This is a genomic window from Vreelandella sedimenti, assembly GCF_013416325.1.
Taxonomy (GTDB): Bacteria; Pseudomonadota; Gammaproteobacteria; order Pseudomonadales; family Halomonadaceae; genus Vreelandella; species Vreelandella sedimenti.
Genome location: NZ_JACCGK010000029.1, coordinates 16,724 through 37,548, shown reverse-complemented (window position 1 = coordinate 37,548; position 20,825 = coordinate 16,724). Strand labels below are relative to the sequence as shown.

General features: G+C 54.0%; 18 protein-coding genes. 6 read left to right on the top strand and 12 right to left on the bottom strand.

What is annotated here, in order from left to right; translation table 11 throughout:
- Positions 1 to 89: 89 nt before the first annotated feature.
- Positions 90 to 455 (bottom strand): transglycosylase SLT domain-containing protein, encoded by a 366-nt coding sequence (locus HZU72_RS22435; protein WP_371829557.1) that lies wholly within the window; start codon positions 453 to 455, stop codon positions 90 to 92.
- 56 nt (positions 456 to 511) lie between these two features.
- A complete protein-coding gene (locus HZU72_RS22430; RefSeq protein ID WP_180096073.1) occupies positions 512 to 2,230 on the bottom strand; it encodes a proline--tRNA ligase in 1,719 nt (572 codons plus the stop codon).
- Between the two features lie 254 nt (positions 2,231 to 2,484).
- Here HZU72_RS22430 and HZU72_RS22425 point away from each other — a divergent pair, with 254 nt between their 5' ends.
- A complete protein-coding gene (locus HZU72_RS22425; protein WP_180096071.1) occupies positions 2,485 to 2,919 on the top strand; it encodes a hypothetical protein in 435 nt (144 codons plus the stop codon).
- Positions 2,920 to 2,988: 69 nt separating this feature from the next.
- Here HZU72_RS22425 and HZU72_RS22420 read toward each other — a convergent pair whose 3' ends face one another.
- The 3 genes from HZU72_RS22420 to HZU72_RS22410 all read right to left on the bottom strand — a co-directional run bounded on the left by HZU72_RS22420 (position 2,989) and on the right by HZU72_RS22410 (position 6,160).
- Positions 2,989 to 4,404: an amidase gene (locus HZU72_RS22420; RefSeq protein WP_180096069.1), complete on the bottom strand. Its 1,416-nt coding sequence runs from the start codon at positions 4,402 to 4,404 to the stop codon at positions 2,989 to 2,991.
- Positions 4,405 to 4,515: 111 nt separating this feature from the next.
- The gene (gene nfo, locus HZU72_RS22415) at positions 4,516 to 5,358 is read right to left on the bottom strand and encodes a deoxyribonuclease IV (protein ID WP_180096067.1); all 843 of its coding nucleotides are present in this window, start codon (positions 5,356 to 5,358) and stop codon (positions 4,516 to 4,518) included.
- A gap of 46 nt (positions 5,359 to 5,404) precedes the next feature.
- Positions 5,405 to 6,160, bottom strand: a complete 756-nt coding sequence (locus HZU72_RS22410) for a glycerophosphodiester phosphodiesterase family protein (RefSeq protein WP_180096066.1) — start codon at positions 6,158 to 6,160, stop codon at positions 5,405 to 5,407.
- A 227-nt stretch (positions 6,161 to 6,387) separates the two neighbouring features.
- Here HZU72_RS22410 and HZU72_RS22405 point away from each other — a divergent pair, with 227 nt between their 5' ends.
- The 5 genes from HZU72_RS22405 (at position 6,388) to HZU72_RS22385 (ending at position 12,863) form a co-directional block, all read left to right on the top strand.
- A complete protein-coding gene (locus HZU72_RS22405; RefSeq protein WP_180096064.1) occupies positions 6,388 to 7,365 on the top strand; it encodes an NADPH:quinone reductase in 978 nt (325 codons plus the stop codon).
- A gap of 379 nt (positions 7,366 to 7,744) precedes the next feature.
- Entirely contained in the window at positions 7,745 to 9,676 is a 1,932-nt protein-coding gene (locus HZU72_RS22400; RefSeq protein ID WP_208458194.1) for an SLC13 family permease, read from the top strand.
- A 124-nt stretch (positions 9,677 to 9,800) separates the two neighbouring features.
- Entirely contained in the window at positions 9,801 to 10,559 is a 759-nt protein-coding gene (locus tag HZU72_RS22395) for a DeoR/GlpR family transcriptional regulator (RefSeq protein WP_133730627.1), read from the top strand.
- A gap of 110 nt (positions 10,560 to 10,669) precedes the next feature.
- On the top strand, positions 10,670 to 12,157 hold the full coding sequence (glpK, locus tag HZU72_RS22390) for a glycerol kinase GlpK (RefSeq protein ID WP_180096062.1): 1,488 nt from the start codon (positions 10,670 to 10,672) through the stop codon (positions 12,155 to 12,157).
- 481 nt (positions 12,158 to 12,638) lie between these two features.
- Positions 12,639 to 12,863 carry a hypothetical protein gene (locus HZU72_RS22385; protein WP_180096060.1) on the top strand — a complete coding sequence of 75 codons (225 nt, stop codon included), beginning with the start codon at positions 12,639 to 12,641 and terminating at the stop codon, positions 12,861 to 12,863.
- Positions 12,864 to 12,923: 60 nt separating this feature from the next.
- Here the strand turns inward: HZU72_RS22385 and HZU72_RS22380 are convergent, their stop codons facing one another.
- The 7 genes from HZU72_RS22380 to HZU72_RS22350 all read right to left on the bottom strand — a co-directional run bounded on the left by HZU72_RS22380 (position 12,924) and on the right by HZU72_RS22350 (position 20,816).
- Positions 12,924 to 14,564: a glycerol-3-phosphate dehydrogenase/oxidase gene (locus HZU72_RS22380; RefSeq protein WP_180096058.1), complete on the bottom strand. Its 1,641-nt coding sequence runs from the start codon at positions 14,562 to 14,564 to the stop codon at positions 12,924 to 12,926.
- A 119-nt stretch (positions 14,565 to 14,683) separates the two neighbouring features.
- Positions 14,684 to 16,450, bottom strand: a complete 1,767-nt coding sequence (locus tag HZU72_RS22375; RefSeq protein WP_180096056.1) for an ABC transporter substrate-binding protein — start codon at positions 16,448 to 16,450, stop codon at positions 14,684 to 14,686.
- An 82-nt stretch (positions 16,451 to 16,532) separates the two neighbouring features.
- On the bottom strand, positions 16,533 to 16,805 hold the full coding sequence (locus HZU72_RS22370; RefSeq protein ID WP_180096054.1) for a DUF2160 domain-containing protein: 273 nt from the start codon (positions 16,803 to 16,805) through the stop codon (positions 16,533 to 16,535).
- Positions 16,806 to 16,817: 12 nt separating this feature from the next.
- Positions 16,818 to 17,714 carry a carbohydrate ABC transporter permease gene (locus HZU72_RS22365; RefSeq protein WP_180096052.1) on the bottom strand — a complete coding sequence of 299 codons (897 nt, stop codon included), beginning with the start codon at positions 17,712 to 17,714 and terminating at the stop codon, positions 16,818 to 16,820.
- A gap of 1 nt (position 17,715) precedes the next feature.
- Positions 17,716 to 18,603: a carbohydrate ABC transporter permease gene (locus tag HZU72_RS22360; RefSeq protein WP_180096051.1), complete on the bottom strand. Its 888-nt coding sequence runs from the start codon at positions 18,601 to 18,603 to the stop codon at positions 17,716 to 17,718.
- Entirely contained in the window at positions 18,596 to 19,726 is a 1,131-nt protein-coding gene (locus HZU72_RS22355; protein ID WP_180096049.1) for an ABC transporter ATP-binding protein, read from the bottom strand. Before HZU72_RS22355 ends, HZU72_RS22360 begins: the two co-directional genes overlap by 8 nt.
- On the bottom strand, positions 19,719 to 20,816 hold the full coding sequence (locus tag HZU72_RS22350) for an ABC transporter ATP-binding protein (protein WP_180096047.1): 1,098 nt from the start codon (positions 20,814 to 20,816) through the stop codon (positions 19,719 to 19,721). Before HZU72_RS22350 ends, HZU72_RS22355 begins: the two co-directional genes overlap by 8 nt.
- Positions 20,817 to 20,825: the final 9 nt, after the last annotated feature.

The following is a 20,825-nucleotide window of genomic DNA, read 5'->3' as shown; positions in this document are numbered from 1 at the left end:
CTTTTATACCCTGTGAGAAATCCGGGCTAGGCCAGTTTTGGGCAGTCGGCTTAATTGAGCCGGTTGTTTGCCCACGCTGAGTGTCCCTGTTAACGGGTTTTGTGTGCCGCCAAGTGTCCCGCCAGGAATGCATGACCCGCTCCTCCAGGTACCAGGTTTCTCCCAGGCTGCCATTGTAGCGGGCTAGCGCACGGGTAAAGTCGCCATTCTCGATAGCGAGGTAGTACGCCACAATCGTACAGCCATAGCTCGCTGACCCAGCACGGCATGATTTGCATCAAACCAACGGCGCCTGCCGAGGTGATAGCATCGGCTTTGAAAGCGCTCTCCACCTGAATCAAAGCTAACACCAATTCTGGCGGTAAGCCTGCCAGCCTGGCTTCTGGGTAGATACGCGTGAGCAGTGTTTGGCGCTGTCCGGCATCATCAATAAAACGCGCTAGCGGCGTGTCCATACGTTCACGCCGCTGGGCTTGTCTCTACAAGCCCAGCGCCGCTCAGCGTTACTGCCTTAGCTAGCTTTCTCACGCAAAAAGTCGATGATTTGATCTGCAGGCACCATGGTGGCTTCGCTATCCCGGCGTCCTTTATATTCCAGTTCGCCGTTATCTAGGCCTCGGTCACCGATCACCAGGCGGTGAGGAACGCCCATCAGTTCCAAATCGGCAAACTTAACGCCGGGCCGGGTGTCGCGGTCATCCAGCAAGACATCTAAGCCAGCGGCGGTGAGCGCTTGGTAAAGACGTTCAGACTCTTCGCGAACACGCTGGGATTTGTGTGCATTCATCGGCACCAGTGCCACCTGGAAGGGTGCAATAGCGTTGGGCCAGATAATGCCAGATTCGTCGTGGTTCTGCTCAATGGCCGCGGCGACCACACGGGTCACGCCGATGCCGTAGCAACCCATCCACGGATGGCTGGTTTTGCCGTTGTCGCCCAGCACGTTGGCGTTCATGGCCTGGGAGTACTTTTGGCCAAGCTGGAAGACGTGACCAACCTCGATGCCGCGCTTGATAGAGAGCGTGCCTTGGCCGTCGGGAGAGGGGTCGCCTTCCACTACATTGCGCAGGTCGGCTACCTCGGGCAGGGCCACATCACGCTCCCAGTTAATGCCGAAATAGTGTTTGCCTTCAATATTGGCGCCTGCGCCAAAGTCGCTCATCAGAGCAACGCTGCGGTCGGCAATAATGGGCATATCAAGGTTCACCGGGCCAAGTGAGCCAAAGCCTGCACCGGCTGCTGCGCGAATTTCCTCTTCGCTGCCCATGGTCAGCGGGGCCGCCACCTGCGGAAGGTTCTCTGCTTTTACCTCGTTCAGCTCATGATCGCCGCGCACCAATAGAGCAATCAGGCCACCTTCAGCGGCATGTACGATCAAGGTCTTGACCGTTTTCTCGATCGGCAGATCAAACTGCTCAACCAGGGCGGCGATGGTCTTGGCGTTAGGTGTATCTATCAGATGCATCTCTTGGGTAGGTGCTTCGCGCTGTATGTCGCTGCCCACCGGAGCAGGCAGGGCTTCGGCCTTTTCCATGTTCGCGGCGTAGTCGGAGGCGTTGGAGAATACGATATCGTCTTCGCCCGAGTCGGCCAGTACGTGGAATTCATGGGAGCCAGTGCCGCCGATAGAGCCGTTGTCGGCGATTACCGGGCGAAAGTCGAGGCCTAGTCGCGTGAAAATGCGTGTGTAAGCGTCGTACATATCCTGGTAGGTCTGTTTCAGCGAGGCTTCATCCAGGTGGAAGGAGTAAGCATCCTTCATGATGAACTCGCGGGAGCGCATTACCCCAAAACGTGGGCGAATCTCGTCACGGAACTTGGTCTGAATCTGATAGAAATTGACCGGCAGCTGTTTATAGCTGGCAATCTCTTTGCGCACCAGGTCGGTGATCACTTCTTCATGGGTCGGGCCGACGCAGTAGTCGCGGTCGTGGCGATCTTTCAGGCGTAACAGCTCGGGGCCATACTGCTCCCAACGGCCAGACTCCTGCCAAAGCTCAGCGGGCTGCACGGCAGGCATGAGTACCTCTTGAGCACCGGCACGGTTCATCTCTTCGCGCACAATGGCTTCCACTTTGCGCAGGGTGCGCAGGCCAAGTGGCAGCCAGGTGTATAGCCCAGAAGTTAAGCGGCGAATCATCCCGGCACGAAGCATTAGCTGGTGGCTAATGACTTCGGCGTCAGCCGGGGTTTCTTTGAGAGTGGCAATCAGTAATTGGCTGGCGCGCATGGGCGTGAGCATTCCTTGGTTTTTGAAAACAGGGCTGTTGAAAACCTGATTCTTGAAAAAGTGCTTGGAAGCGTTGAATAGGGACATTGTACGGTCTAGCGGTTAAAGCGGCAAAATAGTGCTTATGTTCAAATGAACTATGCTTTTGGATGGCTGTGCTAGACTGATCGAGTTTTGTGGCGCGATAGTCGGCAAAAACGCAAGTGCAATACGCTATATCGGCTATCGTCACTTTTTTATTTGAGGGAACTTTCATGCATCAAGCAGTTCGTCGCTGGTTGACTGGCGCCGTGGTTGGCGTTTCCATCGTGTCATTGAGTGGTTGTGGTACGCTTTTTCACCCTGAGCGCAAAGGCCAATTGAGCGGTGATATTGATCCGGTTATTGCTGTCGCCAATGGGGTCGGTTTGCTGTTTTTTATTGTACCCGGAGTGATTGCCTACGCCGTGGATTTCTCTAATGGCACCATCTATCTGCCGGGCCGCAACAGCGCCTCAGTCGATGTTCACCACTTAGACGACGCTATGGATGTGGCTTCCCTGGAAAAATTGCTTTCTGAAACAGCTGGTCAGCCGGTGAGCTTAGAGAACGAGTTGGTCATGATCGAGGAGATGAGCAGTTTGGATGAAGCGTTGGCCATGGTGCGTATGTCGGGCGTGTTAGACCAAGAGAAACTCTCGGCGATGTAATGTCTCTATCGATCATTAAAGCCCAGCCAAGCGTTATGTTTGGCTGGGCTTTTTTATGCTGCTCAGCTGTTAAGCATACTGGGCGGGGTTAGGCACGCTGGGAAAACGCGGTGGGTGCGCTTCCATGTAGGCGTGGCAGGCACGCAGTACCCGCACATCATCATACTTGCCACCCGCAAGCTGAAAGCCCACCGGTAAACCGTTATCGGTAAAACCACAGGGCACCGACGCGGCGGGTTGCTGGCTCAGGTTAAAAGGATAGCTAAAGGGCGCCCACTCTTCCCAGTCCCGCATGTCGCTGCCGGGGGGAACTTCCTGGTTAATTTCAAACGGGGGTATCGCCACCGAGGGGGTCATCAGTAGATGATACTCTTGGTTAAAGTGCTCCAGGAGCTCGGTTAACTCCGCACGATCTGCCAAGGCACGAAACAGCTCAACGGCTTTCCAGGGTTCGGCCTCACGGGCATTGGCCACCATGCCGGGATCCAGCAGCGTACGCTGGTGATCATCCATTTGTGACCACTGCTCTAAAGAGGCGGTAAACCACAGCTTACGGAAGGTATCCAGCGGTGACGAAAAGCCGGGATGCACCTCGACGATTTCAGCGCCCAACGCCTCCAGTCTGCCGGCTGCTTCTCGCACGCGTTCGGCAACCTGCGGATCTACCTTGGCGTAGCCAAGATCAGCCGAGTAGCCAATCCGTAGTCCGGTTAAACCTTTATCCAAATCCATCCCCCAGCAATCGGGCTGCCCGCGAGTGGCATAAGGGTCACGGTAGTCGTAACGGCCCATCACATTGAGCATGCTGACCGCATCCCGCACGGTGCGTGTTAACGGCCCCAGGTGCGATAGGCTGGGCTCTTTAGCCGGCGGCCATTGGGGCGTCCAGCCGAATGTGGGTTTGAAGCCGAATACACCGGTAAAAGAAGCGGGAATACGTATGGAGCCGCCTGAGTCGCCGCCCTGGTGCAGCACCCCCATATTGAGTGCGGCGGCCGCGGCGGCCCCGCCGGAAGAGCCACCGGGGGTTAAGCGCGTATCCCAGGGGTTCGCCGTGGCGCCAAAGATACGGTTATCGGTCACTGCTTTCCAGCCAAATTCGGGGGTGTTGGTTTTACCTAAAATCACGGCGCCTGCTTCTCGCAGCATGCGCGCGGGTGGCGCGTCGGTGTCACATAGCGCTTCTGAAGTGGTTAGAGAACCTTCCCGGCAGGGCATGCCTGCCACTTGGGTCAGGTCTTTAAGCGATACCGGCACCCCGTCGATGGGGCTTAGTGGCTTGCCTTGCCCCCAGCGCCGTGCCGAGGCTTTGGCCGCCGATTTTGCGCCTTCAGCATCTACATACACATAGGCGTTAACGTCTGGGTTGAAACGCTCGATCCGCTCAAGGGCGGCACGAGTCGCTTCTAGCGGGGAGGCCTCTTGGCTTGCAAACAAGTGAGCTAGGGTCTGGGCATCCAAACTGCCGAGATCGGTATCGCTCATTCCACACTCCTTACGTAGGCTGGGGCTAGGGTAAAGGAGTTTAAGCGTAGGCAAGCGTTACCGGGCGTGCAAAAACCGCGGTATCGTAGGCTGACTCTTTGTATTCACTGTTCAGGAGGCTTGAGCGCGTAGCCAAGCTATTTCATCGGCCCATATCGCGGGTTCGATGGTCTCCAGTATCATCGGAATGCCGTTAATCCGTGGTTCCTGCATGATGGTGGTAAAGGCGGACAGGCCAATATTGCCTTTGCCCAGGCTATGGTGGCGATCCACGCGGCTGGCAAGGTCGCTTTTGGCATCGTTTAAATGCATACCGCGCAGATACTCAAAGCCGACCACGCTGCCTAGCTCATCAAGCGTTGCTTGGGTGGCCTCTGCCGTGCGTAGATCATAGCCCGCCGCAAAGGCGTGGCAAGTATCAATACACACCCCCACGCGAGTTTTATCGTCCACGTGGGCAATGATTTCGGCCAAATGCTCGAAGCGCCAACCCAGGTTAGTGCCTTGGCCAGCGGTATTTTCAATGACTGCGGTAACCCCTTGGGTATGCGTTAGCGCTTCGTTAACGGATTCAGCGATACGCTTTAAGCAGTCGCTTTCGCTGATTTTGTTCAAATGGCTACCAGGGTGGAAATTAAGCAGCGCCAGCCCCAACTGCTCGCAGCGCTGCATTTCATCCAGAAACGCATCGCGGGATTTGCGTAGGCCTTCCTGCTCGGGGTGACCCAGATTAATCAGATAGCTGTCGTGGGGCAAAATCTGCTCTGAAGAAAAGTTGTGCTCGGCACAGGCGTCGTGAAAGGCTTGAATCGCCTCATCGGTGAGCGGTTTACCTTTCCATTGACGCTGATTTTTGGTGAATAGCGCAAACGCATCCGCGCCGATTTCCACTGCTCGGTGCACGGCTTGGTCTGCGCCGCCAGCGGCGCTCACATGGGCTCCTAGGTACTTCACGGTGGACTCCTTGTCAGTATGTGGACTTATAAGTTATTAGAGTTTATCAATGGCTGTCTAAAAAGCGCTTGAACGCGGCGGGTTCATCGGTGATGACACTGCCGATGCCCCACTCCCAGCGGCTATGAAAGGCACTGGGGTCATTGGCGGTATAGCACAATATTTGATAGCCATCGCGCTGCATAGCGTCGGCTTGGGCGCGCTTCAAACGCGGCCAGTGGGTGTGCACGCTAAAAGCCTCAATGGCCTCGCACTGCTCGCGCCAACTTTTGGGCACGTTACCGAACAGCACACCCAGAGCCAGCCGTTCTTTGCTGGCAAATTGACGGCAGTGGCCAAGAGCAGCGGCATTGAAGGAGGAGATAATCAAGCGCTCGGGGGGGAGTGTGTCGAGCATCTCCGGCAGCGCGCGTTCCACCAGCGCAATGGGATCGCGGCCTTTGTTGACCTTGATTTCCATATTGACGCCCATCTCCAGCTCGTTAAGCAGTGCCAACATCTCGCTGAGGCTAGGCATCTTCTCACCCGCAAAACGATCGTCAAACCAACCCCCGGCATCCAGGGTTTGCGCCTTGGCCCAGCTCATGGAGGCGAGTCCGCCCCGTCCGTTTGAGCAGCGTGCGACATCGCTGTCGTGCCAAATCACCGGGGTGCCATCACCCAGTAGCTGCACATCCAGTTCTACCCATGTGGATCCCGCTTCATAAGCGGCGCGCACCGCGGCGAGGGTGTTTTCAGGGGCAGCGGCGGAGTAGCCGCGGTGGGCAATCAGCGCGGGGAGTTGAATAACGGGATGCGTCATGACAAATCTCTAAGCCTTAGACGATAAAGAAGCACTAATACTAGCATGGGCGCATGACAGCGGGATTGCATCGCCTCGCTTTCTAATGGGTAAAAATACGCTAGCGTGCTAGCTTGATTTAAACGCCGTGACGCGCTTGTATAGCAGCACCCGTTGCCATGCTTAGCATTATTCAGAGATGGCGTATCAACTCGAATAATAGCCGAATTACACAATAAGGAGTCCTCATGTCTCAGCGTATTCAATTTGCCCACACCGGCGGTTCTGAGGTACTTGAGCTGGTCGACGTTACGCCTGCTGAACCTGGTCAGGGTGAAGTACGTATTGCTAATAAAGCCGTTGGCCTTAATTTTATCGACATTTATTTTCGTACCGGGCTCTATCCAGCCCCTTCCATGCCTTCTGGCCTAGGCACCGAAGGTGCAGGCGTGGTCGACGCGGTTGGCGAAGAGGTCACACATCTTAAGGTTGGCGATCGCGTGGCCTATGCCCAAGGCCCGCTGGGCGCCTATGCTGAACTGCATACGCTGCCAGCGGCTAAAGTGGTCAAGCTACCCGACTTCGTTGATTTCGAAACAGCAGCGGCAAGTATGCTCAAGGGCCTTACCGTGCAGTATCTGCTGCGCCAAACCTATGAACTGAAAGGTGGCGAAACCATTCTATTTCACGCGGCAGCCGGTGGTGTAGGGTCGATTGCCTGCCAGTGGGCAAAGTCGTTGGGCGTTAAGTTGATCGGCACAGTCAGTTCACAGGAAAAAGCGGATCTAGCCATGGCCAATGGCGCCTGGGCGACCATCAATTACAGCGAAGAGAATGTGGTAGAGCGCGTACGCGAGCTTACTAACGGCGATATGTGCGATGTGGTGTATGACTCGGTGGGTAAAGACACCTGGGAAATGTCACTGGACTGCCTGAAGCCCCGTGGGCTGATGGTCAGCTTTGGCAACGCGTCTGGCCCGGTGGAAGGCGTTAATATTGGCATTCTTAATCATAAGGGCGCACTTTACGTAACCCGCCCCAGCCTGAATGGCTACGCCGACACCCGCGAGCGTTTGGAGATGATGTGCGAAGAGTTTTTCGCCATGATTGAAAGCGGTAAGGTTAATATCGATATCGCCAACCGCTACCCACTGGCAGAAGCCGGCAAAGCCCAAGACGCCCTGCAAAGCCGCAAGACCACGGGCTCTACTGTTCTTTTGCCGTAGCGAGTTCGTTTTATCTGACGATGGAGCTTTGAGAGGAGCAGCAGGGTCAGCCTGAAGCGGTTGGCCAGGGCCCCGTGAAGTTTCCTATATATCAAAGGCTAGCGCATCGCTATAAGATTGTTGATGCTCGCATTGTTGTTGAGCGCCAAAAGTAAGCGCTTTTATTAGCCCGTTTTACCCTTCATTACACTACCGATATGAAGCTCGGCTTTGCCGAGCTTTTTTCCTTTTTGGCTATATGTTTATAGGCTTTGCGTATGCAGGGTCTATACCTCTGTATAGTAAACGTCTAATGTGCAGAAGAAATAGTCATGTTAAAGCGTGTTTTGCATCAATCGCATGGTGAACTTTCAAACGCCAGCAAGGGAGTGGGAAAAGGATGTCGGCTGAGGACATACGTGTTGAGGGCTCAAGCGCTGAGGGCTCCGGTATTGAAAACGTAAGTATTGAAGCATTGGATCTTGGCGGGTTAACGCTTACACCTAGCACACTGGTGTTTATCGTACTTGGGCTAACGCTCGCCGCGTTTATATGGGGCCGTTTTCGTTATGACTTAGTGGCACTGGCAGCGTTGCTGGGTTCGGTCATGCTGGGGCTTGTACCAGCCGAAAGCGCTTTCACTGGTTTCGGTCATCCGGCGGTGATTACCGTGGCCGCTGTTCTGGTGCTTAGCCGCGGTTTTGAGCGCTCAGGGGTGGTGGATATTATCGCCAATCAAGTGCTGAAAGTGGGTGAAAACCTGCTGCTTCAACTCTTGGTACTGGTGGGCACCGTCGTACTGCTGTCGGGGGTTATGAACAACGTTGGTGCCCTGGCGTTGTTGTTGCCGGTGGCTATGCGGCTTGCCCGCGAACATAACACTTCACCTTCTCTACTGCTTATGCCGCTGGCGTTTGGCTCTCTGCTCGGCGGCCTGACCACGATGATTGGTACCCCACCCAATATCATTATTTCCAGTTATCGACGCAATGTGACAGATGAAGCATTTAGTATGTTTAGCTTTTCGCCCGTCGGTATTGCGGTGGCGCTGGTGGGGCTGGCCTTTATTGTTCTAGTAGGCTGGCGCTTGACGCCCAAGCGTAGCGGCCAGGCCTCTACGGATGAAATGTTCGACACCGCCAACTACCTGGTGGAGTTGAAAGTGGGTGAAGAGTCGAAGGCCAAGGGTCTAACGCTACAACAGTTGCGCGACGAGCTGGACGAAACCATTCCCGTGTTAGCGGTGGTGCGCGATGACAACCGCCGTGCGGGCTATAACTTCCACGGCGCACTCGAAGAGGGTGATATTCTGCTATTAGAAGCAGGGCCTGATGAGCTTCAAATGCTGGAAGACAAAGTAGGGCTAAGCGCGATTGCAGAGTTGGAGGAAGATCCTGAGGCGGAGGATGCGGAGGGTGATAAGGATCCTGTTAACAAGAAAGAGTCTGCGCAGGATCGACAGCCCGTGGATACCGAGGGTCTACAACTGATCGAGGCCGTGGTTCGTAACGACTCAATGATGATTAACCGCAGCGTACGCCAGCTACGCTTAAACCATCAGTTTGGCCTGCACTTGGTGGCTGTCGCACGGGATGGCGGGCGCTTGAAGCAGCGGTTGCGGGATATTCGTTTTAAAAACGGTGATGTTTTGCTTCTCCAGGGCAGTGAAAACGAGATGTCAGATAGTCTGGCCTCCCTTGGGTGTCTGCCCCTGGCTAGCCGTGAACTGCATCTGGGGCAGCCGCGTAAACTCGCCATGTCGATTGCTATTTTTGCCTTGGCAATCGTCGCCATGCTGTTTGATCTACTTCCCGCGGCGGTGGCCATGAGTAGTGCGGCGCTGATTTCTCTACTGATTGGTGTGTTACCACTCCGGGAAGGATATCAGGCCATTGATGGCCCCGTCATTGTGCTGCTCGCGGCGATGATTCCCGTGGGCGAAGCATTAGAAACCAGTGGTGGTGCAGATTTGATTGCTAACGCGCTGCTCGGTTTTGGCAGCGATTGGCCGGTGGTGGTGACCATGATAGGGCTGTTTTTACTCTCTATGCTGCTCTCCAATGTGGTCAACAATGCGGCGGCTGCGTTACTGATGGCACCGATTGCGGTGAGCTTAGCCAATGGCTTTGACGTCTCACTAGACCCATTCTTGATGGTAGTAGCTGTTAGCGCTTCCTGTGCGTTTTTAACCCCTATCGGGCACCAATCCAATACGCTGGTGCTTGGACCTGGCGGCTACCGCTTTGGCGATTATTGGAAACTGGGCCTGCCGCTATCACTGGTGGTGCTGGTGGTTGCTATCCCAATGATCCTATTGGTGTGGCCGCTTTAATACGCGGGGTCGCCGCTTGGTCTGCCGGTTTGGCATCTGTCGAATGGTATGAGAGTGCTATTAGATTTCGAAAATTTTGCTAGATTATGTTCAGATATCAATAAAAACCGAACAGGCCGGGCTTATGAATCAACAATTTCGTCAGGATGCCATTGTCGAGCTGGTTCGTCAGCACGGCTATATGAGTATCGAGCAGCTCACCGATCATTTTGCCGTGACGCCACAAACCATCCGTCGCGATTTAAATACCCTGGCCGATGAAGGCCGGGTGAGGCGCGTGCATGGCGGGGTAGGAATCGAGTCGAGTACAGTAAATACCGCCTACAGCACGCGCAAGACGCTGCATCTGGAAGAGAAGGAGCGCATTGCCCGCTGTTTAGCTCAGCACATCCCGAATCACTCCTCTCTGTTTATTAATATCGGTACCAGCAATGAAGTGATTGCTCAAGCGCTGTTAGAGCACCAGGGCCTTGAGATCATTACCAATAATCTAAATGTTGCCGCTATCCTGCAACATAAAGAGGATTTCACTGTGATTATCGCCGGTGGTCAGGTGCGCTCCCGGGACGGCGGCATTATCGGTGAAGCAACGATCGACTTTATCAATCAGTTCAAAGTGGACTACGGCATTATCGGCATCAGCGGTATCGATGAGGATGGCTCTCTGCTGGAGTTTGATTACCAGGAAGTGCGCGTTGCTCAGGCGATTATCGCCAATTCCAGGCGCATCTATTTGGCGGCGGACTACTCTAAATTTCACCGTAACCCGGTCGTTCGGCAAGGCAACCTGGAACAGCTGGATGCGCTATTTACTGACCGCAAACCCCCAGAGGCGATTCAGCGCTTGCTGACGCAACACGATGTGGCGCTCTACATTGCTTAATGAGGTATTTTCAGCCTTGAGCATTTTGGGCGGCTGGAGTAGCCTTAGATGATAATAAAGCGAAAGTAAGTATACAAAATCGAAAGACAATACAACAAAGCGAACTCGATATGTCCTCTTTTATACTCGCCATTGATCAAGGTACCACCAGTTCCCGCGCCATTCTGTTTGACCGCCAAGGCCAGGTGTCCGCTGTTGCCCAGCAAGAATTCGCTCAGCACTTTCCCCACGACGGATGGATTGAGCACAACCCCGAAGATATTTGGGAAACCGTGGTGACGACTTGCCGAGATGTAATGCGCAACGCTGACGTTTCCGCCGACCAAATAGCCGGGATCGGCATTACCAACCAGCGGGAAACCACTATTCTGTGGGATCGGAAAACGGGTAAGCCACTCTATAATGCCATCGTTTGGCAGGATCGCCGCACCTCAGATTTGTGCCAGTCGCTGCGCGATCAAGGCTATACCGATACCGTTCAAGCTAAAACGGGCCTATTGATTGATCCCTACTTTTCAGCCACCAAGCTTGGTTGGGTACTGGATAACGTTGAGGGTGCTCGGCAGCGCGCTGAGCAGGGCGAATTAGCGTTCGGAACAGTGGATAGCTTTTTAATCTGGCGGCTGACAGGTGGCCAGCAGCACGTGACGGATGCCACTAATGCTTCACGTACGGCGTTGTTTAATATCCATACCCAGGAGTGGGATAAAGAGCTGCTGTCGCTGTTTAATATTCCCGCCAATTTATTGCCTGAGGTGAAAGACTCCAGCGATGATTTTGGCACCACCGAAGCGCACTGGCTGGGCGCAGCGCTTCCCATTGCTGGGGTAGCGGGGGATCAGCAGGCTGCTTTAGTGGGGCAGGCGTGCTTTCAACCGGGGATGGGTAAAAGCACCTATGGCACTGGCTGTTTTATGATTGTGAATACCGGTGAAACGCCTTCGCTGTCGCGTAACCGCCTGTTGACCACCATTGGCTACCGGCTTAACGGTAAGCCGACCTACGCCATGGAGGGCAGTATTTTCGTGGCTGGGGCGACAGTGCAGTGGCTGCGTGATGGCTTGAACCTGTTTGCCGATGCGTCAGAGACGGAGGCCTTGGCCCAGAAGACCCGCAGTGGCCACAGCGTTTATCTGGTGCCCGCCTTTACCGGCTTGGGCGCTCCACACTGGGATCCCAAAGCGCGTGGCGCTATTTTTGGATTAACTCGCGATACCGGTATCGCTGAAATAGTCGCTGCAGGCCTGCAAGCGGTGTGCTATCAAACCCGCGACCTCCAGCACTGTATGAACGACGACATGGAGGCCGCACCAGGCACTTTGCGCGTCGACGGTGGTATGGTGAAGAACAGCTGGGTGATGCAGTTTCTTGCCGATATGCTGGGTGTCCAGGTGGATCGCCCTACGATTTTGGAAACCACCGCGCTGGGGGCTGCTTACTTAGCCGGGTTGCGTTTAGGTTGGTATCAAACCCTCGAAGAGATTGAGCAGCTGTGGCGCTGCGAGAAGAGCTTTATGCCTGCTATGGAGGAGACCACTCGCGAGCAGCTCTATCAAGGCTGGTTGGATGCAGTTTCGCGCGTGCGCTCCACGCCTTAGGTAATAACGATTTAGCCCCCTACTTAAGCACACTATCTATTAACTCTTTCGATTCTTTATAATCCGGCGGCCAATTAAGCTATTGGCCGCCTTTCTTCGCTTTTAGCGCCCCTCATGAAAGTCTTTAACACACTTAACACTCAATGAGTGTTTATGTAGTCGAGTTACAACCACCCCTGCTGCCAATGATGCATTGTGGGTTTTGTTGCAGTGAACCATAGTGAAGCCATGGATCAGGAGGGTGCTTCGTTATCCCGAGTCACTGACCTGGTCCCTGCTACAGAACCATAGCGCTTCAGTATTACCCGAGCGCTAAAGGCGAAGGTCTTGCAAAGCTTGTGACCGTTTCGCAGTTACCGAACTGGGCACTTACCCGGTCCAGCATGAGTAGCAACGTCACCATACGTCGTTAACTAAGATGGCTGCTTTTTTAACCGATCGTCGGTTAAGCAGCGGATGACCATACCATGAGGTATTACTAATGAACTGCATCGAACTGAGCCAACAAGCCGACAGCATCGCCAGCTCTTTCAGCAAACAAGATCTCGCTAGACTTGTTGTGGCACTGAAGGGCAACCGTGAATCACTGCAGCATGCCGTTGAGGTCATCGACACTGTGGATAGCCGCTCAGGCTGCACACTGGAAGAAGCTTGGGATGAAGTGCTCTCAGGGGACTCTCAATTGCGAATTGAAGACGAAGAGTAGGGCAAGACTCGCTTATTGATTGTTTGAGCCCCCTCACCTAGGTGAGGGGGCTTTTTTATGCTAAACCGCTGTCGATGTAGGCGGAAGTGCAGTATCGCGATTTTGTTCGAAGTACTGGCTAAATCGATTTTCAGCGTCGTCACCAAACAGTACCCGACACGCTTCCTTTAAACCGGTGGAGTGGCGTAACTGCTCATGAGGTACCACCAAAGAAACTTTGGCGCGGCGGCGCAGGAAGTCCTCAAGCTGGGTGATCATCTCGTGGTCGCGGGCATGCTCAATTTCACAACGGATGTACTCAGTGCCTTCAATGAGGATTTCGCCCTGAGCGGGATCCTGACGAATTTTCTCAAGCATCGGTATAGCTTGATCGGCATAGCGCCGCCACAGTCGAGTGGAGAGCAGCTCCGATGATGTAGAGGCGGTCATGGCATCCAGGTTCATGCGCTTGGCTTGATCCATAAACTGTTGTTTCACGGGCTTAGCGGGTTCCCCGTACCACCGAAAGTTGGGGTCTGAAAGTGAAACGCCCAGGCGGATCATCTCTTCGGCAATCTCATCCCCCACGTTCAAACAGTCGGTAAGTTTGCCACCAAAGATGCTGATATGCGCACTCACAGCGTTGGTATCTACCACATGCTTGCGAGAAAGCTGTAAAAAGTCTCGGTCACTGCCCTGATCATCTTTGATAGCTAAAGGCCTTACGCCACAGCGTGTCGAGATAATGTCGTCTTGTGTGAGCGGTTGATCTAGCGTTAGGCGCTTATTGATATTTTCCAGCACAAAGGCGATATCGTCAGCAGTAACGTCCACCTCTGGATGCTCCATATGGGTGTCGGTAGTGCCGATACAGGTGCGATTGCCCATTGGAATAACGAAGAACAGCCTTCCATCGTCGGCAAAAAATGCCAACACCCGCTGTGAATCGGTTAGCTGCGGAACGATGAGGTGAATGCCCTTGGAGTAGAGGTGGTGATGGGTGGTCTTTTGGCCGGTCAGCTCGTTATGCTGATCTACCCAGGGGCCAGCGGCGTTGATTAATACCTTGGCGCGAATATCGAAGGTGCTGCCATCCATCACGTTGCGCGCTTTGGTCACCCATAGGTCGCCGACCCGTTCGGCGCCGAGTGACTCGACGTAGTTGGCGGCAATTGCTCCATAGTTAAGCGCGTGACGCACAAAGTTGAACACAAAGCGTGCGTCATTATCGTGGAGGTAGGCGTCGGAGTACTCAAAGCCGCCAACGGCGTCCTCAATATCGATAATGGGTTCTTGCTGCTTAATCTTGTTAGGCGAGAGCAGGCTTGGCAGTTTAGTGAAGCCATTGCCCATCAGCCAGTAAAGCCAGGTACCCGCCCATAGGTAGCGTGGTGAGTGGCGGAAACCTTTCGAAATAGTGGTCAGGAAACGAATCTCCTGCACGGTAGAGGGATAACTCTTTATCAAGTGATTGCGGCTTTTGCATAGTTTTCGAACCAGTGCAAAATCCTTGCTTTCCATGTACTTAATCCCTCCCCACACTAAGTTGGAGGAGTGCATGCTAGTGCTGCCAGCGAAGTCGCCGCGATCAATCAGTGCGACTTTGGCGCCTTTTCCAGCCAGTGCCGCCGCAGTGGCCGCGCCATTGATACCGCCCCCGATAATCAGGGCATCAAAAGTCTCGGTAGGTAATTTTTCTATATTTCGATTTCGCAGTTTCATAGCGGATCCAATTAACAAATAAATAGCCCTGGTACCCTGGGTGTTTTCTCTTGTGCTATGGCCTGCCGCCAATGAAACCCTTGCAGGGCGGTTGCCCACCCTGCAAGCGTTACGCGTGATTACTCTTGGCGCGTACCGGCTTCCATCCAGGCTTCCATCATTTCGTCATAAGGAACGGTGGTGCCTTGTGGCATTTCATTGTCCAGCTTGGCTTTGGGTGAGCCTTCCTGATCCAGCCAGTATTGCGGATCCTGCTCTTCATTGAGCACGGGTGCATAGCTGTCGAAAACGTTGGCCCGAGCCAGGCGGTTCATCGTGCTGTCCAAATCCGCCGCCAGTTTGTCCAAACCTTCCTGAGGCGTGACTTCACCACTCATGACGGGTGCCAGGTTTTGCCACCACAGTGGGGCCATACGTGGGTAGTCAGGCACGTTGGTACCGGTAGGCGTCCAGTTCGACTCGTTGGGGCTACGGTAGAACTCCACCAGGCCGCCTAATTTGGGGGCCATCTCGGTCATCTGCTCAGAGAAAATGTCAGATTCACGAATCGGCGTTAGACCGTGCATCAGTTTTTCCAAGGACACCGTTTTAGACACGGTGAACTGGCCGAACAGCCACGCCGCGGTGCGACGATCTTCCGGCGTTGAATCGAAGAACGTCCAGGCGCCTACATCTTGGTAGCCGACCTTCATACCCTCTTCCCAGTAAGGGCCAGTGGGGGATGGAGCCATGCGCCATAGCGGATTGCCTTCGTCATCGGTCACTGCGACTGCAGGGTCGGTCATGTCAGCAGTGAAGGCGGTGTACCAGAAAATCTGCTGGGCAATGTGCCCCTGCGCAGGTACCGGGCCTGCCTCACCAAAGGTCATGCCCTGCGCTTCGGGCGGGGCAAAGTCGCGTAGCCAATCGACGGCTTTTTGCATGGCAAATACCGAGGCTGGTGAGTTAGTAGCACCGCCGCGGCTTACGCTTGCGCCAACTGGCTGGCTATCTTCGTTGACGCGGATACCCCAGTCATCCACCGGGTTGCCGGAAGGGACGCCGGGGCTGCCCATGCCCGCCATGGAGAGCCAGGAGTCGTGGAAGCGCCAGCCCAGTGACGGGTCGCGGCGGCCGTAATCCATATGGCCATACACCTTGGTGCCATCTATTTCGCCAACGTGCTCGGTAAAGAACTCGGCGATATCTTGATAGGCCGTCCAGTTAGTGGGAACCCCGAGTGGATAATCGTAAATCTCTTCGAACTGTGCCATCAGGTCTGGGTCGGTAAACCAGTCATGGCGGAACCAGTAGAGGTTCGCGAACTGTTGAGTGGGCAGTTGAAAGAGGCTGCCATCTGGCCCGGTGCCGTACTGCAGGCCAATAAAGTCGTCTAAATCCAGGGTGGGCAACGTATAGTCGGCCCACTCGTTCTCCATCGCTTCAGACAGATTGATGGTGGTGCCATAACGAATATGCGTGCCGATGGAGTCGGTGTCATTGACGAAGCCGTCGTAGATGCTGTTACCCGACTGCATTTGGTTCTGCATAGTGTCCACTACATCACCTTCACCGATGATGTTGTGGGTCAGGTTAATGCCGGTGAGCTCACTAAAGGCTTCCGCAAGCACTTCGCTTTCATAAACGTGAGTCGTGAGGCCTTCAGCCACGGTTTGAATATCCATGCCGCGGAAAGGCTCGGCAGCGTTGGCAAACCACATCAGCTCTTCGATCTGCTCTTCGCGGCTCAGGGTTGAGTTCTGGAAGTGCTCGTCGACCAAGCGTTCAGCGATGGCTCGAGTATCCTGCTCCTGCGCTGACAGCGTACCCGATGCCAGCAGCAAGCTGGCGGCGAGGGTTGTCAGTTTGAATTTAGTCAGTGTGGATTTATTGTAGTGCTTTTGCATGTTGACCTCGTTTTGTTGTGTTCTTCCTTGATGGCTTGGCCGTCCTTGATACCGATTAAACGCTGATGGCATTTCCCAAGGGCTATCCCCAGCGCATTAAAACCAGCAGCCATACGGCTGATACCGCTAATGCAATCCAAATGGAAAGTGACGTAAAGCCGATCACTCCCAAATGGATAAAGGCTGCGAAGAGCAGGCCAATAAACAGCCGATCCCCGCGAGTGGTGGCAATGGGTAAAAAACCTTTGCGTTCAATAGTGGGCGACATGATCTCCCATACCGTCATGCCTGCCAGCATGGCCGCAATGGATGAAAAGAATATGGCGGTGGGCACTGTCCATACCATCCAAGACATAGCGAGATCTCCTCAGGTACGGCCCAGGGCAAAGCCCTTGGCGATATGGTTACGAACGAAATAGACCACCAGAATGCCGGGAATAATGGTGAGTACCCCCGCAGCGGCTAGGGTGCCCCAATCAATCCCAGAAGCAGTCGATGTGCGTGTCATGATCATGCCAATGGGCTGGGCGTCAGTGGCTGTCAACGTGCGGGCCAGCAACAGCTCCACCCAGGAGAACATGAACAGGAAGAACAGCGTGACGCCAATGCCTGAGCGGATCATGGGGATAAAAATCTTGACGAAAAAGCGCGGAAAGCTATAGCCGTCGATATAGGCGGTTTCGTCGATCTCCTTGGGCACGCTGCTCATAAAGCCTTCCAAAATCCAGATAGCGAGGGGGATATTGAACAGGCAGTGAGCCAGCGCGACGGCGATGTGGGTATCGAACAGGCCTACCGAGTAGTAGAGCTGGAAGTAGGGCAGCAGAAAGACCGCAGGGGGGGCCATTAGGTTGGTCAGCAGCCAGAAAAACAGATGCTTGTCGCCAATAAAGGTATAGCGGCTAAAGGCATAAGCAGCCGGTAGCGCCACGCAGATGGTAATCAGCATATTCATCGCTACATAGAGCATCGAGTTGACGTAACCCATGTACCAGCTTGAGTTGGTGAAGATGCCAATATAGTTATCAAAGGTAAGGTTCTGGGGCCATAGCGTCATTGAGCCCAGGATTTCGCTATTGGTCTGGAGCGACATGTTGATCAGCCAGTAAATGGGCAGAATCATCAGCGCCAGATAAAGGCCAAGCAGGAAACGCGAGCGCCAGTGTGCACGGGCAGTACGATTACGTCGCTTGGCGGGTGAAACCTTGCTAAAAATGGTGTTGTACTTTTCACCGCGCTGAGTATTTTCGAGTTGATAGCTCATGTTAGGCACCTCCGTGCGGCGGTTTGTCTTTCTGCATATTCATAATGGTGGTGTAGAACACCCAGCTCACCAGCAGAATGACCAGGAAGTAGATCAGCGAGAAAGCTGCAGAAGGGCCTAAATCCTGTTGGCCGACAGCCATAGTGGTTAGCGATTGACTTAAGAAAGTGGTGGCGCTGCCCGGCCCGCCGCCTGTTAGTACAAAGGGTTCGGCGTAGATCATAAAGGAGTGCATAAAGCGTAGCAGTACAGCGATTACCAACACATTGGTTAGCTTGGGGAGCTGAATATAGCGGAACACCGCCCATTTTGAGGCACGGTCGATACGTGCTGCTTGGTAGTAGGCTTCGGGAATCGAGCGTAGGCCGCTGTAACACAGCATGGCCACCAGCGGCGTCCAGTGCCACACGTCCATTAAAATGATCGTTACCCAGGCGTCGCCTGCATTGCGGGTGATATTGTATTCAATGCCTAGTTCGCGCAGGCCCCAACCCATTAAGCCGATATCGCCACGGGTAAAGATTTGCCAGATACTGCCCACTACGTTCCATGGAATCAGCAACGGCAGAGTAATCAGGATCAACACCGCTGAGGCTTGCCAGCCGCGTTTCGGCATAATGAGCGCGATGCCAATCCCAAGCGGAATCTGAATAGCCAGAATAATCAGTGAGAACGAAATTTGGCGCAGAAACGCTGCCTGCAGCGCGTCGTCGTTGAGCATGCTTTGAAACCACTCAGTGCCGGTAAAAAAACGTGCGTTCGGCCCGAGCACGTCCTGCACCGAGTAGTTGACCACGGTCATGAGCGGAATGATGGCGGAGAATGCCACCAACACCAGCATGGGAAGCACCAGTAGCCAGGCTCTGTTATTGGGTATTTTGTTATTCATGACCAGCCTCCACCAGGTATTCATCGATATACAGCGCTACATGGGCAGCATCGAAGTGCGCAAACGCCGCTTCCCCTACTGGCGGGTGTCCCTCAGGCAGGCGGGCTTTAAAGGTTTGCTCGTTGAGTTTGAAGGTCAGTAGGGAGTAGGTGCCCAGGTCTTGCACGCTGGTCACCTGAATCGGCACGCTATCGGCCGTTGGGTTTGAAGCGATGGCGATAAACTCGGGGCGGATGCCAAGTTTTATATTGTTATAGCTAATGTCGTTAGCGATAGCATTGGCAGAACTGGCGTTGGCGACGGCGTGCTTCATCTGCTCGCTAACCGGCAGCGGCTGTGTGCCGAACATTACCTGATCGTCGCGGTATTCCACGGCCATAAAATTCATGCCCGGGCTGCCAATAAAGTAGCCCACAAAGGTATGCGCAGGGCGCTCGAACAGCTCTCGAGGTGTCCCGAACTGCACCACCTGACCCTCATACATCACGGCAATTTTATCCGCGAAGGTGGAGGCCTCGAGTTGATCGTGGGTCACGTAGATCATGGTGATATTGAAGCGCTCGTGAATCTCTTTGAGCTTGCGACGCAGTTTCCACTTTAGCTGCGGGTCGATAACGGTTAGCGGTTCATCAAAAAGAATCGCTGTCACGTCATCGCGCACCAGTCCGCGACCCATGGAAACCTTCTGCTTCTCGTCGGCGGTCAGGTTTTTGGCTTTACGATCCAGTAAAGACGTCAATTCAAGAATGTCAGCGACTTCGAGTACCTTGGGTTTCACCCGGTACTCGGGGGTATTCATATTACGCAGGGGAAAGGCAAGGTTATCGAATACCGTCATGGTGTCGTAGATCACCGGAAACTGGAACACCTGGGCAATATTGCGCTCTTCTGGGGGCAGCTCATTGACCCGCTGACCATCAAAAAGTACGTCACCCTCCGAGGGTTCAAGCAGGCCCGAAATAATGTTCAAAAGGGTCGATTTACCGCAACCTGAAGGGCCCAATAGGGCATAGGCGCCGCCCTGGTGCCATACATGATCCATCTGCCGGATGGCGTAATCCGCAGCACCCTTGGGTGTTTTTTCGTAGGAGTGAGCCAAGCCTTTTAGTGTGATCTCAGCCATGGGCAGCTCCTCCCTGACGCGCAGGAATATGTACCGTGTGACCCTGCTTGTCGAAGGCGTAAAGTTGATGGGTGGGGAAGTAAACTTTCAGAGGTTCATTAACACTAAACTGGTGAATGCCCGATAAGTGCAGCACTAAGGGAAACCGTTCGTGGTGAACATGAAGGAAGGTTTCTGAACCACTGATTTCTGCTACATCCACATGGACATCCAGCGCTAAGTCATCGGCTCGTTGCGGCTGTAGGGTGAGATGCGAAGCTCGGACACCAAAATCATAGTCACCTGGCTCGAGGCGCTTTAGCTTGTCATCGCAGGGAAAGTGTAATGATTGGTCGAACGTGATTTCGGTATCGGTAAGCCGACCGGGAACAATGTTAATTGGCGGCTCAGAGAACATTTCTGCGCTAAAGCGACCATTCGGTTCGCGATAGACCTGCTCCGTGGGGCCGTACTGGAGCAACTTTCCTTCATGAAGGACGGCTGTATTGCCGCCCAGCGCTAACGCTTCATTGGGCTCGGTGGTGGCATATACTGCAATGCAGTTACGCGCTTGAAATAGATCACGCAACTCATCGCGTAGCTCTTCGCGGAGCTTGTAATCCAGATTGACCAGCGGTTCATCAAACAGAATTAAGTCGGCATCTTTGATCAAGGCTCGCCCCATGGCGGTACGCTGCTGCTGGCCACCAGAGAGTTCCTGCGGGTAGCGGTTAAGCAGGTGCTCGATATGCAGCATTTCAGCAATTTCGCCAACCCGCTTATCAATTGCGCTTTTTGGGTGTTTGGCCAGTTTAAGCGGCGACGCAATATTGTCGTAAACGGTGAGGCTGGGGTAGTTGATAAACTGCTGGTACACCATAGAGACGTTGCGTTTACGCACAGAGACGTTAGTGACGTCTTTGCCATCTATAATAATTTTGCCGCGGGTGGGTGGTTCAAGCCCCGCCATTAGGCGCATTAAAGTGGTTTTGCCAGCAAGTGTTCGCCCAAGCAGCACATTAAAGGATCCTGGCTCTAGGGCTAAGTCTATCCCACTGATATGGGGCACACCGTTAACGATGTGGTCGATATTTTGCAAATGTAAGGACATGCCGATCTC

Excerpts from the sequence above, each read along its gene's own strand:
- HZU72_RS22410 (WP_180096066.1), bottom strand. The coding sequence starts at position 6,160 with ATGACGCATCCCGTTATTCAACTCCCCGCGCTGATTGCCCACCGCGGC.
- HZU72_RS22420 (WP_180096069.1), bottom strand. The coding sequence starts at position 4,404 with ATGAGCGATACCGATCTCGGCAGTTTGGATGCCCAGACCCTAGCTCAC.
- HZU72_RS22355 (WP_180096049.1), bottom strand. The coding sequence starts at position 19,726 with ATGGCTGAGATCACACTAAAAGGCTTGGCTCACTCCTACGAAAAAACA.
- HZU72_RS22350 (WP_180096047.1), bottom strand. The coding sequence starts at position 20,816 with ATGTCCTTACATTTGCAAAATATCGACCACATCGTTAACGGTGTGCCC.
- HZU72_RS22435 (WP_371829557.1), bottom strand. The coding sequence starts at position 455 with ATGGACACGCCGCTAGCGCGTTTTATTGATGATGCCGGACAGCGCCAA.
- HZU72_RS22400 (WP_208458194.1), top strand. The coding sequence starts at position 7,745 with ATGTCGGCTGAGGACATACGTGTTGAGGGCTCAAGCGCTGAGGGCTCC.
- HZU72_RS22395 (WP_133730627.1), top strand. The coding sequence starts at position 9,801 with ATGAATCAACAATTTCGTCAGGATGCCATTGTCGAGCTGGTTCGTCAG.
- HZU72_RS22360 (WP_180096051.1), bottom strand. The coding sequence starts at position 18,603 with ATGAATAACAAAATACCCAATAACAGAGCCTGGCTACTGGTGCTTCCC.
- HZU72_RS22375 (WP_180096056.1), bottom strand. The coding sequence starts at position 16,450 with ATGCAAAAGCACTACAATAAATCCACACTGACTAAATTCAAACTGACA.
- glpK (WP_180096062.1), top strand. The coding sequence starts at position 10,670 with ATGTCCTCTTTTATACTCGCCATTGATCAAGGTACCACCAGTTCCCGC.
- HZU72_RS22385 (WP_180096060.1), top strand. The coding sequence starts at position 12,639 with ATGAACTGCATCGAACTGAGCCAACAAGCCGACAGCATCGCCAGCTCT.
- HZU72_RS22425 (WP_180096071.1), top strand. The coding sequence starts at position 2,485 with ATGCATCAAGCAGTTCGTCGCTGGTTGACTGGCGCCGTGGTTGGCGTT.
- HZU72_RS22405 (WP_180096064.1), top strand. The coding sequence starts at position 6,388 with ATGTCTCAGCGTATTCAATTTGCCCACACCGGCGGTTCTGAGGTACTT.
- HZU72_RS22380 (WP_180096058.1), bottom strand. The coding sequence starts at position 14,564 with ATGAAACTGCGAAATCGAAATATAGAAAAATTACCTACCGAGACTTTT.
- HZU72_RS22365 (WP_180096052.1), bottom strand. The coding sequence starts at position 17,714 with ATGAGCTATCAACTCGAAAATACTCAGCGCGGTGAAAAGTACAACACC.
- HZU72_RS22370 (WP_180096054.1), bottom strand. The coding sequence starts at position 16,805 with ATGTCTTGGATGGTATGGACAGTGCCCACCGCCATATTCTTTTCATCC.
- HZU72_RS22430 (WP_180096073.1), bottom strand. The coding sequence starts at position 2,230 with ATGCGCGCCAGCCAATTACTGATTGCCACTCTCAAAGAAACCCCGGCT.